Genomic DNA, 19,438 nt, shown 5'->3' on the forward strand with positions numbered 1-19,438 from the left:
CAAACGCGGCCTGCGCCCGAGCGAGGTCAACCGGGTCCGTCAACGATGATAGAAGCATGGCATCCCCTCCAGCTGGCGGCATTATGCAATAAAAGCCTCCCTAGAGGTAGCTCAGGTGGAGGGCCGCCGGGGGTGGTGCGGAAGGGGGATGACGGGTGCCAATGTTCCTGCATGGGCCTCTATCACGGCGCCGGGAATGACGGCAGTTGGTTCGAGGTTTCCGACACCTTCGCGACGCGTTGGGCTGACCACGAGCTCGCCTGTCGGCTCATGACCGCCAAGCCCTAACGCAGCATGCGATCAAAATACCATTAGTCTCGCTGCCGCCATCCGGTGTTTGTAGCGAGTTCGGACCCTAGTCGAGACCAAGATGCGCTGCTTCAAGCTCCTAGGAGCGCACGTCATGTCCCGCGACTTCGAAAGGCAGGTCGCCGAGCTTCAGATCAGGCCGCAATCCTGAACCGCTTCACCGCCCTCGGAACGCCGCTCACGCAGCGCGTAGGATAGGTCTGTCCAGGGAAAGGGCACTCCGGCGTTCAGAGGATTTGCGCAACAATGCCTACTGGCGGGATAATCACATCCGGGAGTAGCTTAACTTCGCCGCCAAACTGTCCAAGAAGGCGGGACCACCTCACAAGAGCGTCTATCGCGGGGGGCTCCTCACAAGTCATTACCGTGACATCGCCGCGTGTATAGTTTCTGTACGGAAGCATCCCTTCGGCCGACGGTGCTTGTCCGGTCTGAAGTCGATGCTTGAGTAGGCGACGAAGGAAGAACAATGGAACTCAACCAGATTCGATATTTCCTGAACCTGGCAGACACCCTCAACTTCACCGAAGCAGCCATGCGCAGCGGGGTGTCTCAGCCCACGCTCACCCGCGCGATCCAGCGGCTCGAACAGGAGTTGGGCGGAACGTTGGTCTATCGCGATGGAAAAGACAGTCGACTGACAACGCTCGGCCGCGACATACGATCCGAATTCGCTGCGATCGCCGACCGCGAACAGCGGGTTCGGGCAATATCCCTCAATCGGGTTCGCGGCCGCCGCGAGACCTTGACGCTGGGTATCGTGAATACCATCGCGCCAGCACTGATTACGGAATTTCTGAAACACGCCCTTCGACAGATGCCGATGCTTGAACTGGTTCTTCAGCCGATCACCCGCGACGAGGGAATGGAGCGCCTGCTCGGCGGTCAAATTGACGGGTGCTTCTGCACGGATCCAGCGGCCGGAAACACCAAGATTGCAACCGTTGAAATGTTCCGTGAGCGACTGTTACTGGCGATGGCGCATGGACACAGCCTGGCAAGCCAAGCCTCGGTGTCTCTTGTCGAGCTATCGGAACAGCCTTACCTCGATCGCCTCCAGTGCGAATTCCGCACGCGCGTGCAAAACCATTTGAACGAGCGCGCGATTTTCATGATCCCACGGCTCAGATCCGAACGGGAGGATTTGATTCAACAAGCCGTGGCATCGGGCGCGGGCGTTTGCATGCTGCCTGAACGTTCGGCAATCGTAGAGGGCTTGACGTTACGCCCGGTCGATACGCTCGACCTGTCGCGCACGGTGGCATTCCAATCGATTTCGGGATCTGGAACGGCAACGGCGCTGCGGCAGCTCCGCGTACTGATAGAGCGGTATGTGTGGTCGTGAATTCCGTGAAGGCGCGGGCCTTTATGGTGCGGCGACCACACAAGCGTTCCCAGTGCATGCCGGTGACAACATCAAAACTATAGTTGCGGCGTATTGGACACCTTCGGATCGAATATCCATTTTCTCGGGTATGAGTTCGAAGGAGGAATCCATGACAGCCTACAAGAAGACAGAAGCTGCTATCGCCAAGCTGTCACCTGAGGAATATCGGGTGACGCAGCAGAGTGCGACCGAGCGACCAGGAACCGGTGCGCTTCTCCATAATAAGGAACCCGGCATTTATGTCGATATCGTCTCAGGCGAACCCCTGTTCGCATCGTCCGACAAATACGAGTCGGGCTGCGGATGGCCGAGCTTCACCAAGCCGATCGAACCTGCGAACGTGAATGAACTACGCGACAACAGCCACGGTATGATCCGGACGGAAGTGCGTTCGACGTATGGCGATAGCCATCTCGGCCACGTTTTCCCCGACGGGCCGAGCGATCGCGGTGGCCTGCGTTACTGTATCAATTCGGCTTCGCTGCGCTTCGTACCCCGCGGCGAGATGGAGAGCCAAGGTTACGGTGAATATCTCAACCAGGTGGAGGATATCTGATGACGACTGAACGCGCTGTTCTCGCCGGCGGCTGCTTCTGGGGCATGCAGGATCTTATCCGCAAGCTGTCCGGTGTAATCTCCACCCGTGTCGGTTACACGGGCGGCGATGTGCCGAATGCGACATATCGCAATCACGGCACTCATGCCGAGGCGATCGAGATCACCTTTGATCCCTCTCAGACCACCTATCGCCGATTGCTTGAGTTCTTCTTCCAGATCCACGACCCGACGACGCTCAACCGTCAGGGGAACGACCGAGGCGCGAGCTACCGTTCCGCGATCTATTTTACCAACGACCAGCAGAAGGCCGTTGCGCTCGATACGATTGCAGATGTTGAAGCGTCGGGCCTATGGCCAGGCAAGGTCGTCACCGAGGTCGAGCCAGTCGGTGATTTCTGGGAGGCAGAGCCCGAGCATCAGGATTATCTCGAGCGAATTCCCCACGGGTACACCTGCCACTTTGCACGTCCGGACTGGGTGTTGCCGCGCAGGGCCGGTGCTGCCGCTTAGCAAACCTGCGGCTCGTGGTTTAACGCCGCGAGCCGCCATCGGAGGGCTTCATGGAAACGGGAATTGTGGGTCTGCCTGCCCCTCCGCTGGAGAATATCCGGTGGATCGATGAAAATGGTGACGAGCGTAGCTCCTTGACCTTGGCCGAGTTGGGGCAGGGTTTCAAAATATTGTACTTCTTTCAGGATTGGTGTGCAGGCTGTCATGCACATGGTTTTCCCACATTCGTGACCCTTGCCGAGGAATTTCGCGATAAGGGAGTTGGCTTGGCGGCGATACAGACTGTGTTCGAGGGTTCGGAAGTCAATACCTTCGATCGTCTGCGGGAAAACCAACGCCGATATGGACTGCGTCTTCCATTTGGTCATGCTGTCGCGGGCTCGGGCTCAGTAGACGCTGCGCCAGCAATCATGGAGGCCTACCGGTCCGGCGGAACCCCATGGTTTGTGGTGATCGCACCCGATGGTCGCGTCGTGTATAACGGGTTTCAGCTCGACGCGGAGAGCCTCATCCAGAAACTTCGGCCGCTCACGGCCTGATAAAAGGAGCCTGGATGCCGCGGCGGCCCAGCGGTATAATTCCCGGGCCGGCGAAGTCGTGCGCAGCCCTAGATGATCTCCGCAACGCATTCCGACAGAGAAAGAGAAAGAGAGAAAGAGAGAGAAAGAGAGAGAGAGCCCTGTCCTCGATGATCCCGCATCAGGTGCTCTATGCTATCTGATCAGATCGCGGGCAAAGCCTTTTCCTTTCTTGCGCAATCGAGCATTCCGAGAGCCGACGCTACGATTCCCTTCAGCAAAGCTGGCTCGGGTCGCACGCGCGCGAGCACGCGCAATCCCATCAGCACGCTCAAGAGATGCCGTGCCATATCCTCTGCCGGCAGCAGTGATGCGATCGTGGCATCGGCCTGACCCGACTCTATTCGGCCCAGGAAAAACATCTCGATGCGCATGAGCACGGCCGCGACGTTTTCCCGGAACGCTTCGTCGGGGGGTGCCGCGTCGAGCGCGGTGTTCACGAGCATGCATCCCTTGCGCTCAGGATCCTCAAGCGATCGCTTCAAGACATCGGAAAAGAACGCTTCGATGGCTTCGCGGGGCGGCAATGCCTCGCAACGCCGGATCCGATCCGCAACGCTGTGTTCGACATAACGGTCCAGCGATTTGATGAAGAGCGCGCGTTTATCCCCGAATGCGTTGTAAAGGCTCGCACCGGTGATCCGGGTCTTGTCGATAAGATCGCGCACGGATGTTGCCTCGTATCCGCGGCGCCAGAAGCACTGCATTGCTGCGTCGAGCACGGCTTCCTCATCGAATTCTCTTGGTCTTGCCATCCGGCGCTCTCGCAAATTCCAGCTTCGCGTCTTGCCATATTGTCCGCGCCGATGCATTCTAGAACAAATGGACTAAAACTCAAGGTGTGACCGCCGTCATCGTTTCTCTGCCGGCAGCCTTGGACGATCCAAAGGCTGGAATCATGGCTGCCCAGGAGGCGATTGAAGTTACACGAGCGGAACGCGTGGCGGCGTCATGGCGGGGCACGCGGCTTGAGGGTCTGCTCTGGGCTACTCGGAGCCTGCGTCGTGACGGCTCCGGTGAGGCAAACCAGTCCGGCGTATTTTGGGCATGCGGAAAAATGTAATCTTCCTTCGCGAGCATCGTGAGCTCGGCGACGTCGCGTGGCAGCGCGATCACGATCGCAGCCAGCCGCTTGCGGGCGAAACCGCGTATGTACGCGGCCCTGTATGCTGCGCTGCGCCGACTGCACCTCCGTCATCGGACGGTTTGTCAAGACTCGAGATTCTGCGTGGCTGGACGCTGCGAGGGTCGGCATCGTGGCGGATCGTGCAACCCCAATGACGACACCGCTCGAAGCAGACCAAAGCCAATTACAACGAAGAGAGACGTACCAGATGACGCTGTTTGAACCATTCATGCTGCGCGGTGTAACGCTGAAGAACCGGGTGGTCGTCTCACCGATGAGCCAGTACCGCGCGCAGCACGGCGTGGCGAACGACTGGCACTTGGTCCACCTCGGTCGGTTCGCTCTCGGAGGCGCCGCGCTGGTGTTCTGCGAGGCGACTGCCGTGCAGGAGCACGGCCGGCGTACACATGGCGACCTCGGGATATGGTCGAACGCCCACATCGACCGGCTCGCGGCGGTCACTCGCTTCCTCTCGCAAGAGGGAGCAGTTGCAGGTATCCAACTCGCCCATGCGGGCCGCAAGGCGAGCGAACGCCGCCCCTGGCACGGTGAGACGCCGGTCGACTCGGAAGACATCGCACAGCGCGGTGAAAAACCGTGGGCTGCACTCGGGCCGAGTGCGATCCCATACGCGGAAGGCTGGCCTGCTCCGGCCGCGATGAGCATCGAGGACATCAGGGAAGTGATCGCGTCGTTCCGAATTGCCGCTGAGCGAGCACGCGAGGCCGGCTTCCGGGTGATCGAGGTCTACGCCGCGCACGGGTTTCTCATCCACCAGTTTTACTCGCCGCTCGCGAACCAACGGCGCGATGATTACGGCAGAAGCCTCGAAGGACGATGCCGTCTGGCACTCGAGATCGCCGCAGCGATCCGCGAGGTTTGGCCAGACGAATACCCACTGATCTTCCGCCTATCGGTCACCGACTGGCAACCCGAGGGCTGGCAAGTGGACGACACAATCTACCTCGCACAACGACTGAAAGACCTCGGCGTCGACGCGATCGACTGCTCAAGCGGCGGCATCTCAGGACGGGAACGTCCGCAGGGCATGACCCTCGAGCATGGCTATCAGCTCGCCCTCGCCGCGCGGGTGAAGACGGCAGCACGCATCGCGACGATTGGTGTCGGACTTCTTTGGGACCCGAAGCTGGTCGACCGCTCGATCGACCAAGGCGAGATCGACCTCGTCGCACTCGGCCGCGAACTGCTGGAGGACCCGAACTGGCCATTGCAGGCGGCCCGCGAACTTGGCGCTGACAGCAGTCATGGGATGTGGCACCCGGAGTTCGGGTGGTGGCTCGAGAAACGAGCGCGGGCTGTCCGCAGACTCGGGATACGCAAGTGATCGACCATCGATCATCAACAACGCCCTCCGCCCCAAATCCGGGCGCGATTGCTCTTGCCGCGACGCAAGATAGATACAACATCCCTTAGGACAGGAACTCGATGGAGGAGTAGCCGCGCACTGCGAGATCTAGACATCGTCATTGTTGACGTCGCCCGTGCATGAGGTGGCGGCCCCATTCGAGATTGAGCAGGTATCGCAGATGAGCCGATAAGCCTTGGAGGTCTCAGCAGTGGTCCTTCACCCTACGATTTGCTGCAGGGCTTGCCGCCTGCACGACGATGACCATGCGGTCATCTGCACAACGCAAGAGTCTCTCGCCTGAGCAAGCGCGAATGACAGCCGTGGATTCGAAAGGTACCGACATGATGCCCACGGATCTTTTCACACGAGCGATAGTGCTCGAAGGGCCACTCAATGACGACCGCGCCAGATGACTCTTGGGATGGCTGATCGATGACCAGTCGATCTGACCATGGTGCGCGGATCGAATATTCAGACGGGCCCTATTGAGGGCAAGCTCTGTGGCGCAATGTAGCTGATGTCTATTCTGGTCGCACTGTGAATAAGTCAACCAGCACCGCACGTTGAGACGTCAATTCTTTCGGCCGCGCCGTTGGCATTTTGAAATCCATCTCCGAATGCATCGATTCCATAGTCGGAGGTCTTTGGCGGTGGAGATCAACGCTCATATTTTTGGGCCAGGGCACGGAAAAAAGAACACGGACCACCGAAAAAGCTGAAGCAGTGTCGCAGGCGACGTTATACTTTCGATCTTGAGGGAACACGAGATGTACGCACATATTCTGGTCGCAAGGGATGGTTCTAGTCCGGCGGCCGATCAGTCGATAGCCGCTCGAGATTCTCCGATTTCCCCAGCAGCACCTCCTCCATGAACTTGTGAAGGATAAGTCCGCGCTCGCGGCCGCCTCGGCCGCGAAACTATAGCGTGTCGGGGCGTCGTCCATCCATGATAACACTGGCACTAGAGGCGCCAGATAGTTACCCTGTTCCGGCCCAGATGCTTGGATTGATACAACGCCGCATCAACCTGGTGAAAGACGTCGGCCGGCGATTGTGGCCCTTCAAAAATCCCGAGCCCCATCGAAACCGTCACCACACCGTAGGGTTGGTTCCCGGGGTGCGTAATTGCCAACGCACCGACTCGATTCCGCAATGCCTCAAAAAAAGTGTGTGCGTCCAGAGCGGCGCGTGTACGACACGCCATGAGAAACTCCTCGCCGCCGATCCGGAAAAAAAGATCGTCTGCATTTGTTAAATGCATGCGCAGAACCGTGCCTATTCGGCGCAGAACGTCGTCTCCAGCCGCATGGCCATGCCTGTCATTGTAGCTTTTGAAATTGTCGATATCGAGAATGGCGACGGATCGGAATAGGCCATCGTTGGCCGTGTTGAGATATTCTGGAAATCGTCGTGAGTAGGCATGCCGGTTCGGTATCCCCGTCAACGCGTCGATACTGGCGCTGCGTGCTTCGGTGATATCCGTAAAAATCCAGATTCGCGCAGCCAACCTTCCCCCTTCATCGAACGGCACACTGCGCCGCGAAAAAATGCGGCCGTCCTTCAGCAGAATTTCGTCCTCGGAGGTCTCCTGGGCCAGCTGCAGCCGATCCACCTCGCGAAGGAAACCCTCCGGGTCCAGCAGTTGGTCTGTCACGAAAGTGAGCATGCCGAGCTCGTTCTTCGTGCTCACCAATTCGTCTGGAATCCTCCAGAGCTGAGCAAAAGAGCGATTCGCATAGACTACGCTACGCTCGGAGTCGGTTAGTAGGACGCCGTCCGGAAGCGCATCCAAAGTCCGCTCGAACAGCGAGCGCACGGCAGTCCCTCCAAATGTCATGCGCTTCAATCCACTAGTCCGCCCCAATTGCGCTCCGTCATTGTATCCGGGAATGGTTGTAGTTTCGTCACTTACGCCCTTGCCCAATAGATCGAGGATGCGGTGTTCACGAGCATGCACTCCTTGCGCTCAGGATCCTCAAGCGATCGCTTCAAGACGTCGGAAAAGAACGCTTCGATGGCTTCGCGGGGCGGTAATGCACGGCAACGTCGGATACGGTCGGCTACGCTGTTCTCCACATAGCGGTCCAGCGATTTGGCGAAGAGCGTGCGCTCATCCCCGAATGCGTTGTAGATGCTCGCGCCGGTGACCCGGGTCTTGTCGATAAGGTCGCGCACTGACGTTGCCTCGTAGCCATGGCGCCAGAAGCATTGCATTGCCGCGTCGAGCACGGCTTCCTCATCGAATTCTCTTGGTCTTGCCATCCGGCGCTCTCGCAAAATTCCAGCTTCGCGTCTTGCCATATTGTCCGCGCCGATGCATTCTAGAACAAGTGAACTAAAACTCAAGGTGTGACCGCCGTCATCGTTTCTCTGCCGGCAGCCTTGGACGATCCAAAGGCTGGAATCATGTCTGCCCAGGAGGCGATTGAAGTTACACGAGCGGAACGCGTGGCGGCGTCATGGCGGGGCACGCGGCTTGAGGGTCTGCTCTGGGCTGCTCTATCGGTCGCAATCTTTTCAGGCTGGTTCGTGGTGACTCGGTTCAGCGTCACGCGCGAATTGCAGGTCTGGGACGTGACCGCGCTTCGCTTCGGCGTGGGCGCCGTCCTCCTTGCCCCGGCTGTCCTGCGTCGCGGCTCGCGCCTTCCCATGTCTGCATGGGGTGAGGGGCTTTTGTTTGCATTGCTGTGGGGTGCACCCTTCGTGCTCCTTGTGGCGCTCGGACTCCAACTGACTTCGGCGGCTCAGGCCGCCTCCATTGCCCCAACGACGATGCCTCTCGTCGCAGGGATCCTCTCCTACGTCTTCCTGAAGGAACAACAGGGGTGGATCCGGTGGACTGGATATGCCGCGATCCTCGCCGGACTGGTTTGCCTCACCGGAGCCGTCACGATGAATACTCCGCCCAGTCCAGCCGGCGTTGCGGCGCTGGCCGCGGCAGGTGGCATGTGGGCGGTCTATACGTTGCTGTTCCGCCGCAGCGGCCTGTCGTCGATCCAGGCCGCGGCGCTCATCTGCATCTGGTCGGCAGCTCTCTTTCTGCCGGCCTATGTCCTCTTCGGTCTCAGCCATCTCGGCCGTGCGTCCGCAAGCGAGATAGCGCTCCAGTTGTTTTACCAGGGTGTGTTGATGGGGGCGGTTGCGCTCGTCACCTTCAATAGAGCGGTTTCGCTGTTGGGCGCCTCGGCGGCGACGGCCATGATCGCTCTCGTTCCCGCTGCGGCATCGCTGCTTGCCATCCCGGCCCTGGGCGAAACGCCGTCGTTCGTCGAAGGCATTGCAATAGCAATCATCGTTGTGGGCGTCCTGCTGGCGGCCAGCCGGCCACCGTCTGCAACACTGTCAATTCAACCGCAGGAGACACAATGATCCGCTTCTATTTCCATCCCACGCCGAACCCGGCCAAGATTGCCCTGTTCCTTGAGGAGGCAGGGGTTCCATATGAAACCGTGCCGGTCGACACCAGCAAGGGCGAGCAGCACGCTCCGGCGTTCCGGGCGATCAATCCGAACGGCAAGGTACCAGCCATTGTTGACACAGATGGTCCGGGAGGCAGGCAAGCGCGGGTTTTCGATTCCACTGCGATCCTGATCTACCTTGCCGAGAAAACAGCTAAGTTTCTCGGCACGCCGGAGGATCGGCCCGAACTACTCTCCTGGCTGCTTTTCCTTGGCACGGGTCTCGGGCCTTTTTCGGGACAAGCCGTGCATTTCCAGTTCGCCGCGCCGGAGGGCCAGGAATACGCGACCAACCGCTATCGTCGCGAGGCCGAGCGCCACTATCAGGTTCTGAACGATCATCTTGAGGGGAGGGACTGGATCATAGGCGACAGCTACACGATCGCCGACATGTCCGCCTGGGGCTGGCTCGATCGCGCCTCCCGTGTATGCACGGGGGCGGAAGACCCGCTGGCAGCCTTTCCCAACCTCAAGCGACTGTTCGAGGCTGTCGATGCACGGCCTGCCGCCTCCAGAGCGCGAGAAGTCGGCAAGGACCACGCCTTCAAGAAAGTGAACGACGAGGAGACAAAGCGCGCGCTGTTCCCGTCGAATTATCCTCCGGCGGCCTAAGCCGGCCATTGAGACGTCACAGGAGCGACCATGACGAATACCGCAGAGTACACGCCGCCGAAAGTCTGGACCTGGGAGAAGGGCAATGGTGGTCAGTTCGCCAGTATCAATCGCCCGATCTCCGGTTCCACCCATGATAAGGGGCTGCCCGTCGGCAAGCATCCCTTGCAGCTCTATTCGCTGGGCACGCCGAACGGCCAGAAGGTCACTATCATGTTCGAGGAACTGCTCGAGGCCGGTCACAAGGGCGCCGAATATGATGCCTGGCTGATTAAGATCGGCGACGGCGACCAGTTCGGCTCCGGATTCGTCGAGGTCAATCCGAACTCCAAGATCCCTGCGCTGATGGACCGCTCCGGCCCGACGCCGCTCCGCATCTTCGAATCCGGCGCGATCCTGATGCACCTGGCGGAAAAATTCGGCAGCGCCTTCCTGCCGACGGAACAGCCGATGCGCGCCGAAACGCTATCCTGGCTATTCTGGCAGATGGGCTCGGCCCCATTCCTCGGCGGCGGCTTCGGCCATTTCTATGCCTATGCGCCAGAGAAGATCAAATACGCCATCGACCGGTACGCGATGGAGGTGAAACGCCAGCTCGATGTTCTCGACCGGCGCCTTGCCGACAACGAATATGTTGCCGGTTCGGAATATACCATCGCCGACATCGCGATCTGGCCCTGGTATGGCGGGCTGGTGAAGGGCTGGCAGTATGGCGACGCGGCGCAGTTTCTCTCTACGCACGAATACACGCACGTGAATCGCTGGGCCGAACAGATCTTTGTCCGCCCGGCGGTGACGCGCGGCCGCAAGGTCAACCGGACTTCGGGCGAGCCGTCGAGCCAACTCCACGAACGCCACAACGCGTCCGACTTCGAGAACAGGACACAGGATAAGCTTGAAGGAGCACGCTCGTGAACATTGCTGGCAAACGCATTCTGATCACTGGCGGATCGAGCGGCATCGGACTGGCCCTCGCTCACGCGCTTCTAGCCAAGGGCGCGAGGGTAGCCATAACCGGCCGCCGCGCCAAAATGGTCGCGGATGCTGTCACCGAGCTGAAGGCAGGCGACCGTGAGGTTCACGGCGTCGTCGCCGACATCGCCACGCCGGAAGGCCGCGCTACAACGTTGGAAGGAGCGTTGCAAAAGCTCGGCGGCCTGGACATCCTCGTCAACAATGCAGGTGGGGTTCGGGCTGGACGCCTTGAGAACACGCCCGAAGCCGAACTGCAGGCGATGATCGATGTCGATCTCGTAGCGCCGATCATGTTGACCCGGGCGGCGCTGCCTGTCCTGCGGGAAGGCGGCGATGCCGTGATTGTCAACATCTCCTCCGGGATAGCGCTCGTCGGTGCACCATTCTATGCGACCTATGCCGCGGTGAAAGCCGGGCTTGCCAACTTCGGCGAGGCGTTGCGGCGCGAACTAAAGGGTGAGGGCATCCACGTGATGACCGTCTATCCGGGTGGCACCGATACGCCAATGATGAAATCGAACCGCGCCGGACCCGATCTAGGCTTTTCGCGCGAGCCGGCTTCCGCTGTCGCCGATGCGATCGTTGCCGGCATCGAGGCGCGGGCTTTCGAAGTAATCCGCGGCGGCGAGACACGTGCGCAGATGATCGCGCTCAACCGCGAAAACCCGGCCGCAGTCGACGAACGCTTTCTCGGGTTGAAGCGGGCGTTGGAAGAAGCGGTGAAGGACCACTCGGCGCTTTGAGCGCCAAAAAAATTTAACAAGGAGTGCAATTGTGATGCTGCAGAATGGCGACGTCTTTCCCTCATTCATCTTTGGTCGCGCTGGCGGCGGCGAAATCCACTTGCCCGGAGATCTGGCGGGCGGGTTCGGTGTTATCCTGTTCCACCGTGGTTCCTGGTGTCCATACTGCAACGCCCAGCTCGCCGAATTTGCGCGAGCGGCGGACAAGTTCGCCGAGGACGGGATCAAGGTCGTCTCAGTATCGACGGACGATCGGGAAAAATCGGAGGCGCTCGTCGACAAGCACAAGCTAGGGTTTCCGGTCGGCTACAGCGCGGATGCACGAGCAGTTTCCGCAGCCACCGGCGCCTTCGTCAATGAGAATCCGCTGGCCCTGCAAGCGACCGGGTTCGTCATCGATCCAGAGGGCCGGATCGTGACAGCTGTCTACTCGACCCGCGCGATCGGTCGCCTTATGCCCGCCGATGTTCTGAATTTTGTACGTCACTTCAAGTCCCTGGCAGGCAACTAAAAAAACGGTTGATCTGTCGCCGCGGAGCACGGTCAACGATTACTTCTGGCGATGGGACTGGGATGGAGCGCTCGAGCGCATCCATTACGCGCTCTATGTTGCGTGTCGTGAGGCAGCGGGCCGGGAGGCCAGTCCCACAGCGGCGATCATTGACAGCCAGAGCGTCAAGGGCGCCGAAAAAGGGGGCACTCGGTCGATCCGCCAGGCTACGACGCCGGCAAGAAGATCAAAGGTAAGAAGTGGCACGTCCTGGTCGACACACAGGGCCTGTCGATGCAGGCCATCGTGCATGCCGCCGACGTGCAGGATCGCGACGGCGGTGTGTTGCTGATGGGCGCGCTGTTCGGCCTCTATCCGTTTCTGCTCAAGCTCTACGCCAACAGCGGTTAGCAGGGACCAAAATTCCGCGACGGCCTCGCCGCCGCCTGTGCCCAGGTCAACGTCGAGGTCGTCAAACGCTCGGACGTGCACAGGTTCGTCGTCCTGCCTCGACGATGGATCGTCGAGCGCACCATCGCCTGGCTCAACCGCTGCCGCCGATTGGCAAAGGACTGGGAGTGCCTCAACTGCACCGGCCTCACCTTCCTGCGCTGGGCCACCGTTCGCCTCATGCTCCGAAAGCTATGCAAAAACACGAATTGATCCCGGATGGACTCTTAAGCGATCAAGCACGATCCATAGCGCTTTGTTCAATTCGCCTTGGGGCGCGGCACTGCACACGATTCTTGTCGTCCCACGCCTCAAGCTCATCGACCCGGTAGAGAACCGCTTTGCCGATTTTTACGAACGACGGCCCGATTTTCATCGCACGCCAATTCCGAAGTGTGCCAACGGAAACGCTGCCACGATAGCGTTCGGCTACTTCTTCTGGTGTGAGGAATGTGGTCTGTGACATATGCCCTCCTTCAGCAAGAAAACCTGCCGTCGGTCATTGTTGACGATCAAGCGCGAGACGCATTCCGAAATGCGTCTGTCATGGAGAGGCACCGACGCGATGGCCGAGCTTCGATGGCGCACGCTCCTGCACGACCGAACATGAGCGCGCGCAAGTGGCCAGGGAAGTATCAATCTTCAGGCGTAGGGAACGCGGCTAGTCAGGGATATAAATAGGCGGGAAACTGCACGACGCCGACTAGGGATGATCAGGCCGCGTGAGGGGCTGCTTGTCCCGCATGAACAGGATGGACGAGCCGGGAGCGCCGAATGGCAAGTCCGCTATTCATCGAGGTTCTTCTGTCGTGAAAATGCGGACAGATCGAGGGTCAATGCTTGCAGTGATCGCGTCGTTTCCACGTCGTGATGCGTCAGGAGATCGACAAGATCCTCTTGGTTCGGCTGTCCCAAAGCAAGGCGATAGAGCAGCCTCTGCGTCCTCAATTTCGCAAATCGATCAATGTCGCGACTTTGGGGAAGCGCGAATAAATGTCGCTTTAGATCTGCGCCTTCCATCTCCCACCACGGGCTGAGGCCGGTTTTATCATTCGCGAATGCCTTGTCGGCGTCGCGTGCGATGATGTCCCACGGCGACGATGCTTGGCCTCGTGCCTGCGCAAGCGCTTGTTCACCTAGTTTTCGGGCGAGCGGTTGTCGGACAGTCAGTCCGCCGAAGCGCTGAACGCGGCCTTCTCGTTGCTCCAGGTCAACCGGGCTGGAACAAAGATCCCAGTGGCCTAGCCTGTCGCACCAACTATGAAAGTCGAGACCTTCCTGTCCGACAGAGGTTGTTGCCAGGACGTGGGGCCAGAACGGCGTGTTGAACGCGCTGCGGATTTCCTCAGAGCGCGCCGGTGGCGGTTCATTGACATCATGCTCCTGTCGATGCGCCTCTGTCTCGGTGCCCCCAAACGGCACCGCAGCGTGACAACGGATACGAATTTTGTCCTTCTTCTTCGCGCCCTTGAACCCGAAGGTGCCGACGTTCGCTGCGAGCGCCGTCGACAGATCCTCGATCAGCCCATCAGGGTTGACCTTGGATTTGCGCAGCCAAAAATGTTCGTCGAGGACGGCCTCCAGGCAGCCATCAACGCACGCATTCTGATATTTCTGCGTGGCGTCCTCGCCGGGCAAGACCGACCAGAAAACGGGGCGATCCAGATAGGTGCGCAGCCGTGTCCAGCAGAAGCGTACGAGCCGCGCGAAATGCTGCTCCTGGAAATCGAAAAGGTCCGGAAGGTGGCGATAGAGTGCTCGGCCAGTCACGACGCCAGGGGCGCCGAGAGCCATATCCACCAAGGCGTCCAACTCCCACTGGCTTAGCCAGGTGATCGCCTCTGCCTCTTGGCGCTGTTTGAGCAATGTTTGAAGTGTCGCATCCTTCTGTGCGACCCGGCCCCAGTTCTTCTGGACCACCGCGAACTCCCGCGCCAGCGGGGCCTTCTGCGCGTGCTCGATGGCCGCGAGGATCGCCCACGCTGGTTTGCGGCGTCGGTTACTACGCGCATTCGGAGCCTCCGGCGCGATCGACGGGGGCAACGCCTGAATAATCTGCTGCCGTGCCCTAGCCCTGATCTGCTTCATCGCCGCCTTTCCCTTCACATCGAGGGGATCGACAGCGCGGATCAGGAAGGGGCTCGGGTGAAACAGGGCGAGCGTGGGGCCTTGGTTCGGCTTCGGATTAAGGTGGCGCTTCTTCCACGCGGCGGCGTAGGGAAGATTGCTTTTTCCCACGCATTTGCGCTCGACCTCAAGGCTGACAAGGGCTGCCAGGCTTTGCGGCGTGGCCCTGAACCGGCTGAAGATCAGCATCTTGGGCGATTGTGTCACCTTCGCCCATGGGCCGGAAGGCGCCCACCAAGTCAGCGACGGCAACACCCATGGGAGGGCAAGCGCCTCCGTTGGCACAAGGCCGTTGAGGGCGCGGAGCTTGGCGCTTCCCCAACCATCTTTGGGCGGCTTGAAGCAATTGGTGACTCCGAGCCGGGGGACGCTGCGCGTGGCCGGAAAATCTATGTCGCGAGAAATCTGGTATCGGTCCCCCAACGCTTGCGCAGGGAGAGGCACTGAAAGCCAGTAGGCGATCGCGCTGCCCGCGAGCTTGGGCGACACATGGTCGGTGAAATGGCGATAGACGTCGAGATCGTGGGGCTCGATCCTTACGGACGGCGGCGCAGGCTCTCCGGCATGGTCGGAAACCGGACGCTCGGTCCGCGACATGAGCGGTGTGAGGAGCGCCTCGAGATGATGCTTGAGCGTTTGCGCCTCTTCGATCGCCGCCGTTCGGCTATCGGATGGCAGGTGGCCGATCAAATGCAGGAGATCGCCAAAACGACGAAATTGGGTTTCAGCATCAGCGCGTACAGCCGACCCGCCCAGAAATTCGATAATCTCGAAAAATTCGACATGAGGAGCAGCCCCAGCGCCGCTTTCCCAGCGCTCGGCATAGAAACGGTAGGGCGTGGCGGACAGGAGGAGGATCGGCGGTGGCGTCCCTCCATCTATTCCTGCCAGCAGTTGACGCGCCAAGGGATTATCGGCGCCTGCGTCGAGCAGCTCGCGATAGCATTGGAACTCGTCGAAAATTACGAGATCAGGCGGGGCGGAATCCAGAGCGGCTTGAGCGAGCGCCTTCCGCATCCGGCCCAAGCTCTGGCCATGTTTGCTCGTATCGATCGCGTGCAGAATGTTTTCGCGGGCCGGCTTGCCAAATTCTGCGCGCAACGCTCGGCCATAGGCCGCCTTGAAGAGGGCGGAGACATTGTCGAACTTGCTTTGAGCTTCCTCGCACGCCCATGGCCAGCCGGACGTTGCGCCATATTCGATATAGCCTTCCGGAAAGGCTGCGGTCAGACCGGGGTATAGTTCGTCCAACAGGAGCTTGATAAACGCGCGCTCGACAGACTTTCCGCCGTAGAGGCGCTGCGAGCTGGAGAATGATGTGGTGGGTGTAAAGGCGTAGAGTCGCAGTTTTCCCTTCCGCTTTTCCTCGAACGGAATGAGACCGACGCGGTCGATGATGGAGAGCGCGTCCTTGGCGTCGTCCTTGTTGAGGAAGCGCAGCAGTTCGACCTTGTTCTGGTCCGCGACTTTGAGCCCGCTCGTAATATTATAAACCGTGAACTTACGCGCTTTGCTCGCCAATGCCGCAAGCGTATCTCGGGCGACGACGGTTTTCCCGAGGCCGACTTCGTCCGCTACGAGAAACCGGCGCAGTGGATTGCCTCCCGACAGGGCGGCGGTTGCAGCCTTGACCGTCGCGGCCTGGAAGGGTTTCGATCTTGCGCTCATGGGACAAGCCGGGTCCGCGCGATGGCCCAGATCTGAGCGAGTTCGTTCAAGTCAGCCCTCTCCGTTTCGCTTAGGTTTTCGCCGTGGGCGAGGAGCGCATCCACATAGGGCGCAAAATGGCGATCGACCCGGCCGAAGGCTTTGCGATCGCGTGCCCAAGCCGTGAGAATATCCTCCAACGTCAGGCGGTCATAACCCCGGCCTTGGGGGCGGTTCCCCCGCGATCCGGCATCTTCATCCCATGCGCCACCACCGACCGGAAGCGTGTCGCCACCGAGCATCGCACGCATCCAGTCATGAAATGCGCGAAGCCCCATGTGGCTGGCCAGCGCGGCTAGATCCCGCTGCTCTTCGAGAGGCGGATCGACGGTGACTCGCTGCATCCATCGCAAATCGCCGTCTGGGCCGCTTATCCGGACCTGAATGAAGGCAGACTGAAGTGACAAGGGGATCGGTCCAAGACCGAGGCGGACGGCGTCGGTTGGCCAAGCCAGCAGGTCGCCATTTGCAGATCCGGCGTGCAGCACATGGTCCAGGTAGGCAAGCGAAGGAACCGCCCGCGCTTTGATCGAGAAGCATTCCCCGTCGCGGCGCAGAATCGGATCCCAAGAGGCGATCAGCGCCTTGCGCGACTCTTCCAGTGCATCGGCCGCACTCATGCTGCGCAGGTCTGTGGCGGCGAGTTCCTCTAGGGTGACAGGCGTCGCTTTACCGACGAGGAACGCCAGACCGGATGCGAATGCTTCTCCGGCCTCGAGTTCGACCATGACTTCCGAGTTGCGTCCGGACCATGCCCTTTCGGTCGCATTGGCGCTCCCGACCCTCAAGATCGTCTTCTCGCCCGAGTGGAAGCAGAAAATCTTCGCATGGAGAGCAAGGGGCACCGGCTCCACATCATCTTCGGCCACAGGTTCGGTGCCGGGAAGAGAGAGCGTGGACTCGTCAGCGAGCACGTCCGGCGCCGCATAGGCCAGGATTTTCGAGAAGCCGGTCAGCGATGTCCTGGACCGGCTGACCATATCGGCAAGAGCCGGCATCGACGAAATCAGCGTTCTGGATCCAGCCGCCCCCCAGTGGCCTGCCTTTTTCAGAAAGTCGGGCGATAAGAACGGACTGATGATCGTTATGCCGTCGACCGCGCCGGATGGCGGCTCCGCTGGCAAGGGAGCGCCTTGGTCCAGACCATTGAGGAGGGCGCGTAAGCGAAACCCGTCTGGCGCATCCCACCAGATCGCCTCCAGTTGCTTCGAGATGTCATCGGCATCCTCGCGCGCTGCGGAGCGTGCGAGAGTGCTCGCGAGCGCGCCGACGCCAGGGAGCCGAACCCGTCCCTTCGCGCGCTTTTCGCTGCCGTCCAGCAAAACGCCCGCGTCGAGATCCTGAGATCGGGTGAGGTTCCGGCTGCCAATCCAGAGTTTCCAGCGGGTTTCCCCTTTGGGGCAGTTATAGGCAACCAAAGCAATCTTCGGATGCCAGCTGCGCTCACGTTCATCGTAGGGTTGCTCGACGATGAACTGATCTAGGATGCCCGCGATACGGGGGAGAGCGACCGGGCGCGCGATCCGCCCGCGCTGGATGATTATCCTGACGTGATCGCGCAGCCTGTCGATCGCTTCGGCAAAATCGACCGCCGTTCCGCTGCCCTTGTCATTGTTACGACCAATCAGGGCGAGCAACGCCGCGGCGACCGCAGACAGGTCGACCGAGTAGGTCGCGAACAACGCGAGCTTGACTGTCTCCAATCGCCCGGGCCGCAGTTCGTCGAGGTAGGGTTGGCCGTGCCAAGCTTGCCGATCGCTCATGCGACGGCTTCCAGATCACGCAGGAGCCGCTTCACATTCCCCCAGCGATAATGGAGCGGCTCGGCACGACCATGGCGCTCGCCTTGCCATTCCATGCGCCGATCGACGCCGAACTGGTTGCTGGCAAGACGCGCGCGATCATCCTTCCTGCTCACCTCCGCTCGCGCATACACGTCGAGCAGCGGCATCGGATCCTTGCTATTTGCCCGAACCCAGGCCGAAGTTTCTTTCAACACGCCCTCAACCGCAGGCGGGAGGTGGCCGATTTCGGCGAGAAACAGATTCATATCCAACCGAGCGGCCAGCCCGCCCCATTGCTCGACCGCGTCTTTCAGTTCGGTGCGATGCAAATTTGGCTGCGGCCGCTTGTCGCGCGTTTCCTTGAGTGTCTCGACCTGGGCCGCATAAATCGCCCTGCCAATGCCCGAGAGCGCCGCCGCCTGGCCGGCCCGCTTCAGCATGGCGGCCTCCTTGCCGGCGAGTGCGAGAATTTCGCTGTCCCAGCAGTGATCCGCCTCGCCGAGCGGCTTTCCGACCAGTTTCGACAAGAGCGATGGCTCGCCTGGATCGGTCGGCGAGCGAACGGCGCGCAGCTTGGTCGCGAGATAGATCTGCTCGGGCGCTGAAAGGTCGAGCGTGAGTTTTCCTCCGCCATCCCAGTCGCCGGGGGCATCGATCAATCCCGAGATTGGCCAGGCCACCGTCTCGAAGGGTTTCCCGTCATCGTCATTGAGGGCGCGCCTGCTGGATGCCGCCAAGAGCTTCGCCATATCCGGGCGACTCCATGGCCGGCCATCAGGGCGGGTGCCGATCAGTCCCCATTTGGCGAGGGCCGTCCAATAAACATAGGCTGGTGGCTGGCTGATCACTCGCGGGAAGACTTCCCCTCCGATCACGCCATCTTTCTCGCCGCCCGCTCCATCGACATATTTGAGACGGCCGGTCAGCTCGTGTTCGAGATCGGAAAAGGCTTGGCCAAAATCCTTGGGGACAGGGCGTTTCGTCCGCAGGCTTTGGTAAAGCCAGGGGATGAGAAGCGCGTAGCGCAGCCGTGTGTGCAGAACCGATGTGCCCGGGAAGAAGTGATCGGCATAGCGCTGGTGGACGATGAGGAACCCGACCTCGTCGCGCACCCCCGCTGCGCCGCCGAACATCATCTGTTCGGCCTGGCCCAGCGCTTTGCGCGACAAAAAGGTGAACCCAAAAGATGACACGAAGCCTGCCCCCCAAGGCGTGATAAAACTTACAGCTTAAGAATATTTCAGATGCCTCACGA

The 19,438-nt window shown here is 60.3% G+C and carries 17 protein-coding genes and 2 pseudogenes; 12 read left to right on the top strand and 7 right to left on the bottom strand.

Annotation, left to right across the window (positions count from 1 at the left end; genetic code table 11):
- Nucleotides 1–349: 349 nt before the first annotated feature.
- The 5 genes and pseudogenes from ACFOOQ_RS21065 to ACFOOQ_RS21085 form a co-directional block, all read left to right on the top strand.
- Nucleotides 350–507, top strand: a pseudogene (locus ACFOOQ_RS21065) (IS5/IS1182 family transposase); the annotation flags it as partial.
- A gap of 271 nt (nucleotides 508–778) precedes the next feature.
- A complete protein-coding gene (locus ACFOOQ_RS21070; protein WP_012114948.1) occupies nucleotides 779–1,654 on the top strand; it encodes a LysR family transcriptional regulator in 876 nt (291 codons plus the stop codon).
- 151 nt (nucleotides 1,655–1,805) lie between these two features.
- Nucleotides 1,806–2,252, top strand: coding sequence for a peptide-methionine (R)-S-oxide reductase MsrB (gene msrB / locus ACFOOQ_RS21075; protein ID WP_120216267.1), 447 nt, complete (start codon nucleotides 1,806–1,808; stop codon nucleotides 2,250–2,252).
- Nucleotides 2,252–2,764, top strand: coding sequence for a peptide-methionine (S)-S-oxide reductase MsrA (gene msrA, locus ACFOOQ_RS21080; protein ID WP_379729701.1), 513 nt, complete (start codon nucleotides 2,252–2,254; stop codon nucleotides 2,762–2,764). Before msrB ends, msrA begins: the two co-directional genes overlap by 1 nt.
- Nucleotides 2,765–2,814: 50 nt before the next feature.
- Nucleotides 2,815–3,303 carry a peroxiredoxin family protein gene (locus ACFOOQ_RS21085; RefSeq protein ID WP_012114951.1) on the top strand — a complete coding sequence of 163 codons (489 nt, stop codon included), beginning with the start codon at nucleotides 2,815–2,817 and terminating at the stop codon, nucleotides 3,301–3,303.
- 182 nt (nucleotides 3,304–3,485) lie between these two features.
- Here ACFOOQ_RS21085 and ACFOOQ_RS21090 read toward each other — a convergent pair whose 3' ends face one another.
- Nucleotides 3,486–4,064 (bottom strand): TetR/AcrR family transcriptional regulator, encoded by a 579-nt coding sequence (locus ACFOOQ_RS21090; RefSeq protein WP_232014870.1) that lies wholly within the window; start codon nucleotides 4,062–4,064, stop codon nucleotides 3,486–3,488.
- A gap of 555 nt (nucleotides 4,065–4,619) precedes the next feature.
- On the opposite strand from ACFOOQ_RS21090, the gene ACFOOQ_RS21095 reads away from it, so the two are divergent.
- Nucleotides 4,620–5,813 carry an NADH:flavin oxidoreductase/NADH oxidase gene (locus ACFOOQ_RS21095; RefSeq protein ID WP_379729702.1) on the top strand — a complete coding sequence of 398 codons (1,194 nt, stop codon included), beginning with the start codon at nucleotides 4,620–4,622 and terminating at the stop codon, nucleotides 5,811–5,813.
- Between the two features lie 985 nt (nucleotides 5,814–6,798).
- Here ACFOOQ_RS21095 and ACFOOQ_RS21100 read toward each other — a convergent pair.
- Both ACFOOQ_RS21100 and ACFOOQ_RS21105 read right to left on the bottom strand, forming a co-directional pair.
- Nucleotides 6,799–7,653 (bottom strand): diguanylate cyclase domain-containing protein, encoded by an 855-nt coding sequence (locus tag ACFOOQ_RS21100; protein ID WP_379729703.1) that lies wholly within the window; start codon nucleotides 7,651–7,653, stop codon nucleotides 6,799–6,801.
- Nucleotides 7,654–7,745: 92 nt separating this feature from the next.
- The gene (locus ACFOOQ_RS21105) at nucleotides 7,746–8,138 is read right to left on the bottom strand and encodes a TetR/AcrR family transcriptional regulator (protein WP_379729704.1); all 393 of its coding nucleotides are present in this window, start codon (nucleotides 8,136–8,138) and stop codon (nucleotides 7,746–7,748) included.
- A gap of 105 nt (nucleotides 8,139–8,243) precedes the next feature.
- Here ACFOOQ_RS21105 and ACFOOQ_RS21110 point away from each other — a divergent pair, with 105 nt between their 5' ends.
- The 6 genes and pseudogenes from ACFOOQ_RS21110 to ACFOOQ_RS21135 all read left to right on the top strand — a co-directional run.
- Nucleotides 8,244–9,206, top strand: a complete 963-nt coding sequence (locus ACFOOQ_RS21110; protein ID WP_379729705.1) for a DMT family transporter — start codon at nucleotides 8,244–8,246, stop codon at nucleotides 9,204–9,206.
- A complete protein-coding gene (locus ACFOOQ_RS21115; RefSeq protein ID WP_379729706.1) occupies nucleotides 9,203–9,907 on the top strand; it encodes a glutathione S-transferase family protein in 705 nt (234 codons plus the stop codon). Before ACFOOQ_RS21110 ends, ACFOOQ_RS21115 begins: the two co-directional genes overlap by 4 nt.
- Before the next feature lie 30 nt (nucleotides 9,908–9,937).
- Nucleotides 9,938–10,822 carry a glutathione-dependent disulfide-bond oxidoreductase gene (yghU, locus tag ACFOOQ_RS21120; RefSeq protein ID WP_379729707.1) on the top strand — a complete coding sequence of 295 codons (885 nt, stop codon included), beginning with the start codon at nucleotides 9,938–9,940 and terminating at the stop codon, nucleotides 10,820–10,822.
- Complete coding sequence (locus ACFOOQ_RS21125) at nucleotides 10,819–11,625, top strand: SDR family NAD(P)-dependent oxidoreductase (RefSeq protein WP_379729708.1); 807 nt, start codon at nucleotides 10,819–10,821, stop codon at nucleotides 11,623–11,625. Before yghU ends, ACFOOQ_RS21125 begins: the two co-directional genes overlap by 4 nt.
- A 34-nt stretch (nucleotides 11,626–11,659) precedes the next feature.
- Nucleotides 11,660–12,136: a peroxiredoxin family protein gene (locus ACFOOQ_RS21130; RefSeq protein ID WP_379729852.1), complete on the top strand. Its 477-nt coding sequence runs from the start codon at nucleotides 11,660–11,662 to the stop codon at nucleotides 12,134–12,136.
- Nucleotides 12,099–12,778: pseudogene (locus ACFOOQ_RS21135) on the top strand (IS5 family transposase); the annotation flags it as partial. The gene ACFOOQ_RS21130 and the pseudogene ACFOOQ_RS21135, both read left to right, overlap by 38 nt.
- A 22-nt stretch (nucleotides 12,779–12,800) precedes the next feature.
- On the opposite strand, the gene ACFOOQ_RS21140 reads toward ACFOOQ_RS21135, so the two are convergent.
- The 4 genes from ACFOOQ_RS21140 to ACFOOQ_RS21155 form a co-directional block, all read right to left on the bottom strand.
- Entirely contained in the window at nucleotides 12,801–13,031 is a 231-nt protein-coding gene (locus tag ACFOOQ_RS21140) for a helix-turn-helix transcriptional regulator (protein ID WP_219436526.1), read from the bottom strand.
- 320 nt (nucleotides 13,032–13,351) lie between these two features.
- The gene (locus tag ACFOOQ_RS21145) at nucleotides 13,352–16,360 is read right to left on the bottom strand and encodes a hypothetical protein (protein WP_379729709.1); all 3,009 of its coding nucleotides are present in this window, start codon (nucleotides 16,358–16,360) and stop codon (nucleotides 13,352–13,354) included.
- Nucleotides 16,357–18,162, bottom strand: coding sequence for a phospholipase D family protein (locus tag ACFOOQ_RS21150; protein ID WP_379729710.1), 1,806 nt, complete (start codon nucleotides 18,160–18,162; stop codon nucleotides 16,357–16,359). The genes ACFOOQ_RS21145 and ACFOOQ_RS21150 overlap by 4 nt, the downstream gene beginning before the upstream one ends.
- On the bottom strand, nucleotides 18,159–19,376 hold the full coding sequence (locus ACFOOQ_RS21155) for a DUF6361 family protein (protein ID WP_120218168.1): 1,218 nt from the start codon (nucleotides 19,374–19,376) through the stop codon (nucleotides 18,159–18,161). The genes ACFOOQ_RS21150 and ACFOOQ_RS21155 overlap by 4 nt, the downstream gene beginning before the upstream one ends.
- Between the last annotated feature and the right edge of the window lie 62 nt (nucleotides 19,377–19,438).

It is taken from the genome of Ferrovibrio xuzhouensis (assembly GCF_042648965.1).
Taxonomy (GTDB): domain Bacteria; phylum Pseudomonadota; class Alphaproteobacteria; order Ferrovibrionales; family Ferrovibrionaceae; genus Ferrovibrio; species Ferrovibrio xuzhouensis.